Origin of the sequence: Polaromonas sp., assembly GCF_029945685.1 — a bacterium.
Taxonomy (GTDB): Bacteria; Pseudomonadota; Gammaproteobacteria; order Burkholderiales; family Burkholderiaceae_C; genus Polaromonas.
Genome location: NZ_JAQSDA010000025.1, coordinates 163,141 through 175,551 on the forward strand (window position 1 = coordinate 163,141; position 12,411 = coordinate 175,551).

The window sequence follows — 12,411 nt, forward strand, 5'->3', positions numbered from 1 at the left end:
AGCAGTCTCGATGGGCTCTCAAATTATAGGTTTCACAAACTGGTTCAAAACCCCGCCCGGCGAGTATTTGCTGGCGTGGGAGCGTGAGCGATTCGACGAGGCCGTGGCAGACATGTTTGGCTACCATGCGCTGCAACTGGGTCTGCCCGAACTCGACGCGCTGCGCAGCAACCGCATGCCGCACAAATGGCTGGCCCTGCAGGGCGCCGGGTCAGATCTCCTGGCCGGGCTACCGGCAAGCGGCAACGGCAGTGCGACCCCCATACCTGCGGCAAGTTCGCCGCGGGTGGCCCTGCTGACCCATTCGGCCGCCTTGCCTTTTCCCGAGAACAGCCTGGACCTGGTGCTGCTGCCGCACACGCTGGAGCTCAGCAGTGACCCCCATGCCACCTTGCGCGAAGTCGAACGGGTGCTCGTGCCTGAGGGCCGCGTGGTGATCAGCGGCCTGAATCCGGCCAGCCTCTGGGGCCTGCGCCAGCGGCGCGCGCACTTCTACCGCCGCCTCGGTTACGGCGAACTCTTTTTACCCGAAGCCGGTGAGTTCATCGGCTACTGGCGTCTGCGCGACTGGCTGCGCCTGCTCAGCTTTGAAGTTGAGTCCAGCCGGTTCGGCTGCTACCGGCCGGCCGTGAGCAGGCTTGCATCGCTGGAGCGGTTTGCCTGGATGGACAAGGCCGGCGAACGCTGGTGGCCGATTTTCGGCGCGATGTACTTCCTGGTCGCCGTCAAGCGCGTGCGCGGCATGCGCCTGCTTGAACCCAACTGGAAAACGCAAAAGGCCACCGCCCAGGCCCCTGCGGTCATTGCCAACCAGGTGCGCCGCCCGGAGTCCTTTTGAACACTTCTCTTTTTCCAGAACCACAACCAAGGACTTGCGCAACGCATGACTGATTTTTCGCCAGCCACAGCACAACATGTGGTGATCTACACCGACGGCGCCTGCAAGGGCAACCCTGGCCCCGGAGGCTGGGGCGCGATGCTGACCAGCGGCGACACCGTCAAGGAGCTGTTTGGCGGCGAGATGGGCACGACCAACAACCGCATGGAGATGACCGCGGTCATCGAAGCGCTGGCCGCGCTCAAGCGGCCCTGCCGCGTCACGCTGTACCTGGACAGTGAATATGTGCGCAAGGGCATCACCGAGTGGATCAGCGGCTGGAAGGCACGCGGCTGGCGCACCGCCGCCAAACAGCCCGTGAAGAACATCGACCTCTGGCAAAAGCTCGACAACCTGATCAGCAGCAGTGGCCACACCATCGAGTGGCGCTGGGTCAAGGGGCATGCCGGCGACCCCGGCAACGAGCGCGCAGATGCCCTGGCCAACAAAGGTGTGGTTCTGGCCTTGTCCAGGGGCTGACCCTCCCCGTTGCGGCGGTGGGCGGTGGACGGCGCCAATGTAAAGCCGACGTAAATCTGACCCCGATATTGCTCGGGATTTCCTTCAGGGGACGCCGGCGGGACAACCTGCTGTTACATTGATCGATCGTCCAAGTTTTGATCTTTATCAACCGTCCCCCCATGGCATCAAAAGCAATTTATTCTGTCGTCGCTGTGCTCGGCATTGCCGGCCTGTCGGGCGCCGCATGGTGGTACCAGAACAAGGCCAACAGCCCGGTCAAGGCCGCGCCGGCGGGGCAGTCGCAGGCGTCAGCCGGTGCTCGGCCGACGGTGGAGGCCGCCAGGGTGACGGTCGTGAAACTGGTGGACGACGCCCAGGCGGTCGGCAGTCTGCGTTCACGCCGCAGCGTGGTGTTGCGCCCGGAGGTCAGTGGCCGCATCACCCAGCTTAATTTCACCGACGGCCAGCGCGTGCGCAAGGGGCAGGTGCTGGTGCAGTTTGACGACCAGCTGCCCTTGGCGCAGGTGCAGCAAAGCCAGGCCGAGCTGTCGATCGCCCAGGCCAACCAGAAGCGCAACCAGGAACTGGTCGCGCAGAACTTTGTCAGTCAGCGCTCCCTCGATGAAAGTGCCGCCAACCTGCAGGTGGCGCAGGCCAGGCTGTCTCTGTCGAAGGCCACTGCCGCGAGGCTGAAAATCGTCGCGCCCTTCGACGGCATTGCCGGTATCCGCCAGGTCAATCCCGGGGACTACCTCAAGGACGGGGCCGACATTGTCAATATTGAAGACATCGACGCCGTGTTTGTCGACTTCCGCCTGCCCGAGCGCTTCCAGAACAAGCTCCAGCGCGGTCAGACCGCCCTGGTGGACATGGACGCGCTGCCGGGACGGAAATACACGGCGGTGGTGCAGGCGATCGATCCGCTGATCGACGCCAATGGCCGCTCGGTGGCGGTGCGGGCCTGTATCGACAACCGGCAACTGCAGCTGCGTCCCGGCATGTTTGCCCGCGTCAACGCGGTCTTTGGCGAGCGGAACAACGCCAGGGTCATTCCGGAAGAGGCGCTGGTACCCCAAGGGGAAAAACAATATGTCATCAAGCTGCTGCCCGGGGCGGAGGCGCAGACCTGGATTGCCCGGCGGGTGGCGGTGCAGGTGGGTATCCGGCGGCCCGGCCAGGCGGAGATCACGGGCGGGCTGGAGCCTGGCGACATGGTGGTTACCACCGGCCAGCAGCGCATTCAGCGCGACGGCATGACCGTGCGTGTGGTGGATCTGGGTCCGTCCACTGCCGGCCGGGCGGCCGACGGTGCGCCCGCCGCCGCGCCCGTGGTGGCGGCCGCGCCCGAAGTCCCGCGCGCGCCGGCGGGGAAATCCATGGGTGGGGCCAACCCCTGTCTGGTGGGCATGCGTGAGGCGGGGCCCGCGCCTGCAGTGTCCGGAGCGGTACGTGGCAGCGCTCCGGCGCCGGTTCCCACCGAAGCCATGCCCGAAGCCCGGGCCCGGGCGACACGCAAGCCGGCCTGAGTCCGAAGCCATCTCCTGACTGGACTCCCCTGATGCAACTGGCAGAAGTCTCGATACGTCGCCCGGTGTTTGCCACCGTGCTGTCCCTGCTGATCGTGCTGATCGGCGCGGTCAGTTTCCAGCGCCTGACGGTACGCGAGTACCCCAAGATCGACGAGCCGGTGGTGACGGTCAGCGTGCGTTACCCCGGTGCCTCGGCCGAGGTGATCGAATCACAGGTGACCAAGCCGCTGGAGGACTCGATTGCCGGCATCGACGCGGTGGATGTGCTGACTTCGATCAGCCGCGCCGACCAGAGCCAGATTTCCGTGCGTTTCCGGCTCGAGAAAGACGCCGACGCCGCGGCCGCCGAGGTGCGCGACCGCACCTCGCGGGTACGCAACAAGCTGCCGCAGGCCATTGAAGAGCCGGTGATTGCCAAGGTCGAGGCCGATGCGTTTCCCGTGATCTGGCTGGCCTTCACCAGCGACAGCCTGACCCGGCTGCAGATCAACGACCTCGTCAATCGCATCGTCAAGCCGCGCCTGCAAACTGTCACCGGTGTGGCCGATGTGCGCATCTTCGGTGAACGCAAATACGCGATGCGTGTCTGGCTCGATCCCCGGAAAATGGCGGCCTACCGCCTGACCACGCAGGACATCGAGGACGCCATCCGCCGCAGCAACCTGGAGGTTCCCGCCGGCCGCATTGAATCGCAGCAACGCGAGTTCAGCGTGACGTCCGAGACCGGCCTGGTGCGTCCCGAACAGTTCGGCGAGGTGGTGATCCGCAGCGTCAACGGTTTCCCGGTCAAGGTGCGCGATGTGGCGCGTGTCGAGGAAGGCGCCGCGGACGAGCGCAGCGGCGTGCGGCTCAATGGCCGAGCGGCCATCGGGGCCGGCGTGATCCGCCAGGCCACCGCCAACCCGCTGGACCTGTCGCAAGGCGTGCGCAACATGATTCCGCAGCTCAAGGCCGATCTGCCGCCGGAAGTCAATATCGACATCGCCAATGACAACTCGGTGTTCATCGACCGTTCGGTCAAGAACGTCTACCAGACCATCGCCGAAGCAGTGGCGCTGGTGGCCCTCGTGATCTTTGTGTTCCTGCGCACCTTCCGCGCGTCCATCATTCCCATCGTCACCATCCCGGTCAGCCTGGTCGGCACCTTTGCGCTGATGGCGCTGGCGGGCTTCACCATCAACACGCTGACGCTGCTGGCGCTGGTGCTGGCCATCGGGCTGGTGGTCGATGATGCCATCGTGATGCTGGAAAACATCTTCCGTCACATCGAAGAGGGACTGGATCCGTTTTCGGCAGCCATCAAGGGCGCGCGGGAAATCGGTTTTGCCGTCGTCACCATGACGGCGACGCTGGTGGCGGTTTACGCGCCCCTGGCCTTCACACCCGGGCGCACCGGCCGGCTGTTTGTGGAGTTTGCGCTGGCGCTGGCCGGCGCGGTGGTCGTGTCGGGTTTTGTGGCGCTGACCCTGACGCCCATGCTGTGCGCCAAGCTTCTCAAACACAACCCGAAACCCAATGTTTTTGACCGCGGCATGGAGCGCTTTCTCAACGCGGTCTCCGACCGTTACGCCAGCGTGCTGCGCTGGGTGCTCATCCGGCGTTACCAGCCGGTGGCTGGCCAGGGCGGCGGCCTCAGGGCCTGGGTGCTGCAGGCGCGCTGGATCGTGGTGGGTGTCATGCTGGCCAGCGCGCTGGCCATTTTGCTGATCTTCCCGACCATGAAGCAGGAGTTGTCGCCGCTGGAAGACCGGGGCACCATCCTGGCCACCGTCAATGCGCCCGATGGCGCCACGCTGGACTACACCAACCGTTATGCCGAGGCGCTGGAGAAAATGGGCCAGCCCTACAAGGAGTTCGACCGGATCTTTGCGAGTATCGGCAACCCCACCGTGTCGCAGGCCAGTGTCATCTACCGCACGGTGGACTGGGACGACCGCAAGCGCAGCACGCTGGAGATGGCGCGTGAACTGCAGCCCAAGTTCGCCAGCCTGCCGGGCGTCACGGCGTTTCCGATCACGCCGCCATCGCTGGGCCAGGGCTTTCGCGAGCGGCCGCTCAATTTTGTGATCCAGACCTCGGACAGCTACGAAAACCTCAACATCGTGGTCGAGCAGTTGCTCGCCGAGATTGCCAAAAACCCGGGCATCCAGTCGCCGGTGTCGGACCTGCGCCTGAACAAGCCCGAGCTGCGCATCGACGTCAACCGTGCCAAGGCCGCCGATCTCGGCGTCAGCGTGGAAGTGGTGGCCAAGGCGATTGAAACCATGCTGGGCGGGCGCAACGTGACGCGTTACAAGCGCGACGCCGAGCAGTACGACGTGATCGTGCAGACCGAAGCGGGCGGGCGCAGCACGCCGGAAGACATCGAAGGCATTTATGTGCGCGGCCGCAGCGACGCGATGATTCCGCTGTCCAGCCTGGTGACCGTGCGCGAGGCGGTCTCGCCGCGCGAACTCAATCACTTCGGCCAGCGGCGGGCTGCCTCCATCACGGCCAACCTGGCACCCGACTACTCGCTGGGCCAGGCGCTGACCTTCATGAACGAAATCTCGGCCAAGGTGCTCAAGCCCGGCTACAGCACCGACCTGAACGGCACCTCGCGCGAGTTCAAGAATTCCCAGGGCGCCCTGGCCATCGTGTTCGTGCTGGCGCTGGTCTTCATTTTTCTGGTGCTGGCCGCGCAGTTCGAGAGTTTCATCGACCCGCTGGTGATCATGCTGTCGGTGCCGCTGTCGATGATCGGTGCGCTGGTTGCGCTCAAGCTGTCAGGCGGCTCGCTCAATGTCTATTCGCAGATCGGGCTGATCACCCTGGTCGGGCTGATCACCAAACACGGCATCCTGATCGTCGAGTTCACGAATCAGCTGCGTGGCCAGGGCATGGACATGCTGGAGGCGCTGGTCAAGGCCTCCGCGCAGCGCCTGCGCCCGATCCTGATGACCACCGGCGCCATGGTGCTGGGCGCCTTGCCGCTGGCGCTGGCCACCGGGGCAGGCGCGGAAAGCCGCATCCAGATCGGCTGGGTCATCGTGGGCGGCATGTCGCTGGGCACGCTGCTGACGGTGTTCGTGGTGCCGACCATGTACGCGCTGTTTGCCCGCAGCACGATTCCGGGCGCCAACAAGGCGGTGGCGAAGGATGAGCCGGAGGTCCACCATGGATCTCCGGAATACATCGCCAAGTAAAACGGCCCCCCACTTTTCACGGCGTGTCATGCGCTGCCCACCGAGGGGGCCGCTGCGCTTGCGGTCCGGCGAAGCCGGTTTCGCGGCCCCGGCTGGCCGGGCGGACCTTTCGTGCTGCTTCTGATCGCTCTGTGGTGTCGAAAGACGGGATATTGGCGGACGCGAGCTACGCGCGGTGATCGACCGTGAGGGTCACATCCAGCCGTCGAACATCATCACATCCACCTCGTCGCCTGTGGCGATGTTGCCCTGGCTGTGGTGCAGCACGATCAGGCCATTGGCCTGTGCCATGGAGCTGAGCACGCCCGAGCCCTGGTTGCCGGTGGTCCTGACCTGCAGCGAACCGCCGGCGGCGGTGGATACCCAGCCGCGCTGGTACTCGGTGCGGCCCGGCTTCTTGCGCATGGGTTCCAGGCAGCGCGCCTTGAGCAGCGGTGGCGCCGGGTCGATGCATCCCATCATCTGCAGCAGGGCCGGCCGCACAAAAGCCAGAAAAGTCACCATCACCGCGACCGGGTTGCCCGGCAGGCCGAACAGGATGGCACCGTCTCGGTTGCTATCATTCTGGAAGCTGCTTGCGCCCGCATCCATTGGGCTGGAGGCCGATCTGGCTTGAGATATCCGGCCCACCGCCATCGGCCGCCCGGGACGCATGGCGATTTTCCAGAAGGCCACGTCGCCGAGCTTTTTCATCATGGCCTTGGTGTAGTCGGCCTCGCCGACGCTGACACCGCCGGACGTGATGATGGCATCGGCCTGCGCCGCGGCGGCTGTGAAAGCTGCTTCCAGCAGGGCCGGCTCGTCCTGCACCACGCCCATGTCGATCACCTCGCAGCCCAGCTGCCTGAGCATGCCGAACACCGTGTAGCGGTTGCTGTCGTAGACCGCACCTTCGCGCGGCGCCTCGCCCAGCGACAGGATTTCATCGCCCGTTGAAAAGTAGGCCACCCGCAGCGGCCGCAGGGTGCTGACGGTTTTCATGCCCAAAGAGGCCACCAGCCCAAGCCGGGCGGGCGTGAGCAGCTCGCCTTTTGATAGCGCTGGCCGGCCCTGCATGAGGTCCTCGCCGCGCAGCCGGCGGTTGTCGCCCGGCTGCAGCAGTCGGGCGGGCAGGGTGATGGCCTCGCCCCGAACGCTGACAAATTCCTGCGGCACCACGGTGTCCAACCCGGCCGGCATGATGGCGCCGGTCATGATCTTCACGCACTCGCTGGCACCGACCGTGCCCTGCCAGGCCTTGCCCGCCAGCGCCGTGCCCACGATTTTCAGGGTCAGGTCTGTGCCCGCTGCGAGGGCGGCGCCGTGAAAGGCGTACCCGTCCATGGCCGAGTTGTCGTGGGGCGGCACGTCGAACGGCGACACCACATCGGCCGCCAGCACGCGGCCCAGCGCCTCGAACAGCGGCAGTTCCGCGACGTCCTGCACCGGCTCCACCAGCTGCGACAGAAAGCGAAGTACATCGGCGGCGGGCAGGGCCTGCGGATCGTAGCCCTGCAGTTCAGCGGCGATCTGGGCGATGGTCTTCATGGACGCAGGGCTTCGAGCTGGTGAAGTTCCGCCAAGGTGTTGGCGTTGAAGAAAGCACGCGGGTCGTCGCCCGGCTGGTTGAAGGGCACAAGCACGGTTTTGTGCTGCGCGGTCCACGCATCGATCTTGCGGCCGCCGCTGGTGGTGAACAGCATCAGGCTTTCCAGCAGGCGGGTGCGCAGCAGGCAGAAAACCGGCTGCGCGCGCAACTGGCCGTCTTCCTCGGGGGCGGCCACCACGGCGATGTCTGCATCGTCCCGCACCATCGCCTCCGCAAGGCGGGCGACCAGTTCCTGGCTGAACAGCGGGGTGTCGCAGGGCACGGTCACCAGGTAAGGTGTCTCGCAGCGCTCCATCCCGGTCAGGAAACCTGCGAGAGGGCCGGAAAATTCACCAAGGCCAGCTGCATCGGGCCAGACCGGCACACCAAACGACTCATAGGCCGCGAGGTTGCGGTTGGCATTGACCATCACCTCGCCGACCTGCGGTGACAGCCGCAGCAGGGTGTGCAGCGCCAGTGGCACGCCGTTGAAGCTCTGCAGCCCCTTGTCCACCCCACCCATGCGCGAGCCGCGTCCGCCGGCAAGGATGATGCCGGTGATTTCGGCGCCGTCTATCGTGTCAATCATGTGCTTCCAATCTTTGTACGGAATACCGGGCAGGCGCGGACACTCTTTACCAGCAGGGGCCGCGGAACCGGCTTTGCCGGGCCGCAGGCGCAGCGCCCCCTCGGGGGGCAGCGAAGTACACAAAGTGACGAGCCTGGGGGCTCATGTCTAGCCACCGATGTAACTCATCTCGACGCGTTTGCCGCCATCGCCCGGCATGGAACTGTCAGGCGGCAGCGCCGCACGCAGCTCCGAATAACGGTCGTTGCGGCCCTGCCAGATGTGGGCGACGGCGCCGGAAATCTGCTCGTCGGAATAGTGGCTGTCGCGCAGCAGGGCGCGCAGGTCGTGGCCCTGGCTGGCGAACAGGCACAAAAACAGCTTGCCCTCGGTGGACAGGCGTGCCCGATTGCAGTCGCCGCAAAAAGCCTTGGTGACGCTGCTGATCACGCCAATTTCGCCAGCGCCATCGGCGTAACGCCAGCGTTCGGCCGTTTCCCCGACGTAGTTGGGGTCGATGGCTTCGAGTGGAAATTCCTGCTGCAGGCGCTGGATGACTTCGGCCGAGGGCATCACTTCGTCCATGCGCCAGCCGTTGGTCGCGCCCACGTCCATGTATTCGATAAAACGCAGCACCACCCCGGAGTTGCGGAAATGCCGGGCCATGGGCAGGATCTCGGCATCGTTGGTGCCGCGCTTGACCACCATGTTCACCTTGATGGGCGCCAGGCCCACCTGGTGCGCGACTTCGATGCCCTTGAGCACGTCGGCGACCGGAAAGTCCACGTCGTTCATGCGCCGGAACACCGCGTCGTCCAGTCCGTCCAGGCTCACGGTGACGCGCTGCAGGCCGGCGTCTTTCAGGGCCTGGGCCTTTTTGACCAGCAGGGAGCCGTTGGTCGTCAGTGTGATGTCCAGCGGCTTGCCCTGCGGCGTTTCGAGCCGGGCCAGCATGCCGATCAGCACTTCCAGGTGCTTGCGCAGCAGCGGCTCGCCGCCGGTCAGCCGGATTTTTTCGACACCGTGCGCGACAAAAATTCTGGTGAGCCGCGTGATCTCTTCAAAACTCAGCAGCGAGGTCTGCGGCAAAAACGCATAGTCCTTGTTGAAGACCTCGCTGGGCATGCAGTAGCTGCAGCGGAAGTTGCAGCGGTCGGTCACGCTGATGCGCAGGTCATGCAGCGGCCGGGCCAGCGCGTCGGCCAGCAGGCCGGTGGGCGCCTGCAGCTGCGCAGGGATGTGCGGCACGCGCGCGGCGTAACGGATGTCTGCGATGGGGATGATTTTGTCGGTCATGCTGAAAAGGCCCAAGCAGGGAATTTACGCCATTGGCGCGGCCAGGCGAACACCGACCGGCATCCTTGCGGGATCATGCGGGGCAGGCCCATCATGGCGCTTAGCCGAGCCAGCGCACGTTGTCCACAATTTCGTTGAAAAAGGCACGCAACGACGGCACGCTCATGGCGTAGGGATCAAAGTCACGGCTTCCCGAATACTTCTGGAAAATCTGGCGGTTTTCTTCCAGGGATGACAGCAGCCCCATGGACCAGCTTCCAAATCGGCGCTGGGTGATCTCGGAAAAATCCAGGATGGCGGGGTCGCGATGGCGTTCGTCACGCAGCAGGCGGTGATACAGCGCGTTCACCTCGGCTTTATCGCCCTCCAACTGCTGAAGGAAGATGCCATTGTTCAGGCACAACGCGCCAGTCACGCCAGCCAGCGCATTGTTTCGCTTGGATGCGGCGAGAATGTCCTTGACATCGTTTGCACCGAGAACACTTGCGGTACGGCTGGCATAGGTGAGTTGTACGAGCATTGATTCCTCCAAATTGATTCAGTTTGTCACAAATGGAAATCCCCCACGGGGCGCTCTCCGTCCGGTCAGGAATCAAACGCAACGCCCGCCATCGACCTCGATACACACACCGCTGATGAACGCCGCTTCGTCGCTGGCCAGGTAGAGCGCGGCGTTGGCGACGTCGAGCGCGGTTGAAAAACGTCCGAGCGGAATGCTGGCCAGGAACTTTGCGCGGCGCGCTTCTCCTTCAGGGCCTGTGACCGTGCCACCGGCAAACTGGGTGGACAGCGCGGTGTCGGGGTTGAACACCGGGTTGATGCAGTTGACGCGGATGTTGTCCGGGCCAAGTTCGGCCGCCAGCGACTTCGACGTGGTGATGACCGCGCCCTTGGAGCCGTTGTACCAGGTCAGGCCCGGACGCGGGCGCACGCCGGCGGTGGACGCGATGTTGATGAAACTGCCGCCGCCCTGCGCGCGGAACACCGGCGTGGCGTGAATGGTCGAGAGGTAGATGCTTTTGACGTTGATCGCGTAGCAGCGGTCGAACTCTTCCTCGGTGGTTTCCAGTGCGGGCTGGTTCAAATGCGTCCAGCCGGCGTTGTTGACCATCACGTCGAGTTTGCCGTAACGCTGTACGGCCGCAGCCACCAGCGCCTTGACTTCGGTGGTTTGGGTCACGTCCGCCTTGAAGAAGGAAGCGGTTCCGCCGGCATTCACGATGTCGGCCACGACTTTTTCGCCGAGGCTGCTGTTGATGTCGTTGACGATGACTTTCGCGCCTTCAGCGGCCAGCCGTTTGGCAATGCCTTCGCCGATGCCGCCGCCGGCGCCTGTGACGATGACGGATTTGTTCTGGAGTCGCATGGTGTTTCCTTAATTGCTATGAATGTTGTAGCTGCTGGCGCCCGATGATAAAGGGCTGCAGCCTGTTTTATATTGAAGAAGGACGGACGGGTTCAGCCATGCCGGATCGCCACGGTCTTCAGCGTGGTGAAGCCGTACAAGGCCTCAAAACCTTTTTCCCGTCCGTAACCCGAGGACTTGACGCCACCGAAGGGCAACTCCACCCCGCCGCCGGCGCCGTAGTTGTTGATGAAGACCTGGCCGCTCTGCACACGTTTGGCCATGCGGAACTGGCGCCCGCCGTCGCGGGTCCAGATGCCGGCCACCAGGCCGAACTGGGTGGCGTTGGCGAGTTCGACCGCGTGGTCTTCATCGCGGAAACTCATGGCGCACAGCACCGGGCCGAACACTTCTTCCTGCGCCAGGCGGTGCTTCACCGGCACGTCACGCAGCAGCGTCGGGGCCTGGTAGAAGCCGGTGTCGGGCGCTTCATCGACGATCTGGCCCTGCGCCACCATGGGAATGCCGGCTACCTGGGCGTCGCTCAAGAAGTCCCAGACGCGCTGCTGCTGGGTCTGGCGGATCAGCGGTCCGACGTCCAGATCCAGGGTGGCGGGGCCCACGCGCAGCTTCTCGAAGGCCTGACCCAGGCGCTCCAGCAGCGGTTCATAAATCTGCTGGTCAATCAGCAGGCGCGAGCCGGCCGAGCAGGTCTGCCCGGCGTTCTGCACGATGGCGTTGACCAGCGCCGGAATGGCTTGCTCCAGGTCCGCGTCGGAAAAAACGATTTGCGGGCTTTTGCCACCGAGTTCGAGCGTGACCGGGCAATGCCGCTCGGCCGCCACCTGCTGGATCAAGGTGCCCACCGTCGGGCTGCCGGTGAAGCTGATGTGATGGATGCCCCTGTGGCGGGCCAGGGCATCGCCGACTTCATGGCCGTAACCGGTGACGATGTTGATGGCGCCGGCCGGAAACCCCACCTCGGCGGCCAGTTGCGCCACGCGGATCAGCGACAGGCAGGCGTCTTCGGCCGGCTTGACCACGCAGACGTTGCCGGCAGCCAGGGCGCCGCCAACGCTGCGGCCGAAAATCTGCATCGGGTAGTTCCACGGGATGATGTGGCCGGTCACGCCGTGCGGCTCGCGCCAGGTCATCACGCTGTAGCCGTCGAGGTAGGGCAGGGTCTCGCCGTGCAGCTTGTCGCAGGCGCCGGCGTAGAACTCGAAATAACGCACCAGCGCGGCGGCGTCGGCTTTGGCCTGCTTGGTGGGCTTGCCGCAATCGCGCTGCTCGATGGCTGCGAGTTCATCGGCATGTTCGGCGATCTTGCGTGACAGGGCCATCAGCAGCCGGCCACGTTCGGCGGCGGTGACCTTGTGCCAGACGGTGTTGAGGCAGTCATGGGCGGCTTGCACCGCCTGGTCGATGTCCTGCGCATTGCTGCGCTGGATCTCGTCGAAGGGCTGACCGTCGGACGGATCGATCACAGGAAGGGTTTTGCCCGAAGAGGAGCGGACCGATGCGTTGGCGATGTAATTGAGTTGCATCACCCTATTCTCGCGCAAGGGACTGGTCGCTGCCA

Annotated in this window: 10 protein-coding genes; 4 read left to right on the plus strand and 6 right to left on the minus strand. The window is 64.7% G+C overall.

Annotated elements, in window-relative coordinates; genetic code table 11:
* The first annotated feature begins 10 nt into the window (after nucleotides 1-10).
* The 4 genes from PSV26_RS16625 (at nucleotide 11) to PSV26_RS16640 (ending at nucleotide 6,053) form a co-directional block, all read left to right on the plus strand.
* Entirely contained in the window at nucleotides 11-838 is an 828-nt protein-coding gene (locus PSV26_RS16625; RefSeq protein WP_300520200.1) for a methyltransferase domain-containing protein, read from the plus strand.
* Between the two features lie 45 nt (nucleotides 839-883).
* Nucleotides 884-1,357, plus strand: a complete 474-nt coding sequence (gene rnhA, locus PSV26_RS16630; RefSeq protein ID WP_300520203.1) for a ribonuclease HI — start codon at nucleotides 884-886, stop codon at nucleotides 1,355-1,357.
* 161 nt (nucleotides 1,358-1,518) lie between these two features.
* Complete coding sequence (locus tag PSV26_RS16635; RefSeq protein ID WP_300520206.1) at nucleotides 1,519-2,865, plus strand: efflux RND transporter periplasmic adaptor subunit; 1,347 nt, start codon at nucleotides 1,519-1,521, stop codon at nucleotides 2,863-2,865.
* Nucleotides 2,866-2,897: 32 nt separating this feature from the next.
* Nucleotides 2,898-6,053, plus strand: a complete 3,156-nt coding sequence (locus tag PSV26_RS16640) for an efflux RND transporter permease subunit (RefSeq protein WP_300572237.1) — start codon at nucleotides 2,898-2,900, stop codon at nucleotides 6,051-6,053.
* A gap of 192 nt (nucleotides 6,054-6,245) precedes the next feature.
* Here the strand turns inward: PSV26_RS16640 and glp are convergent, their stop codons facing one another.
* From glp to PSV26_RS16670, 6 genes are all read right to left on the minus strand, one after another.
* Complete coding sequence (gene glp / locus PSV26_RS16645; RefSeq protein ID WP_300572239.1) at nucleotides 6,246-7,580, minus strand: gephyrin-like molybdotransferase Glp; 1,335 nt, start codon at nucleotides 7,578-7,580, stop codon at nucleotides 6,246-6,248.
* Nucleotides 7,577-8,209 carry a molybdenum cofactor guanylyltransferase MobA gene (gene mobA / locus PSV26_RS16650; RefSeq protein WP_300520215.1) on the minus strand — a complete coding sequence of 211 codons (633 nt, stop codon included), beginning with the start codon at nucleotides 8,207-8,209 and terminating at the stop codon, nucleotides 7,577-7,579. Before mobA ends, glp begins: the two co-directional genes overlap by 4 nt.
* Before the next feature lie 147 nt (nucleotides 8,210-8,356).
* The gene (moaA, locus tag PSV26_RS16655; protein WP_300572241.1) at nucleotides 8,357-9,484 is read right to left on the minus strand and encodes a GTP 3',8-cyclase MoaA; all 1,128 of its coding nucleotides are present in this window, start codon (nucleotides 9,482-9,484) and stop codon (nucleotides 8,357-8,359) included.
* Nucleotides 9,485-9,584: 100 nt separating this feature from the next.
* Entirely contained in the window at nucleotides 9,585-10,004 is a 420-nt protein-coding gene (locus PSV26_RS16660) for a BLUF domain-containing protein (RefSeq protein WP_300520221.1), read from the minus strand.
* A gap of 72 nt (nucleotides 10,005-10,076) precedes the next feature.
* Nucleotides 10,077-10,850 (minus strand): SDR family oxidoreductase, encoded by a 774-nt coding sequence (locus PSV26_RS16665; RefSeq protein ID WP_300572243.1) that lies wholly within the window; start codon nucleotides 10,848-10,850, stop codon nucleotides 10,077-10,079.
* Nucleotides 10,851-10,942: 92 nt separating this feature from the next.
* Nucleotides 10,943-12,376 carry an aldehyde dehydrogenase family protein gene (locus PSV26_RS16670; RefSeq protein WP_300520225.1) on the minus strand — a complete coding sequence of 478 codons (1,434 nt, stop codon included), beginning with the start codon at nucleotides 12,374-12,376 and terminating at the stop codon, nucleotides 10,943-10,945.
* Nucleotides 12,377-12,411: the final 35 nt, after the last annotated feature.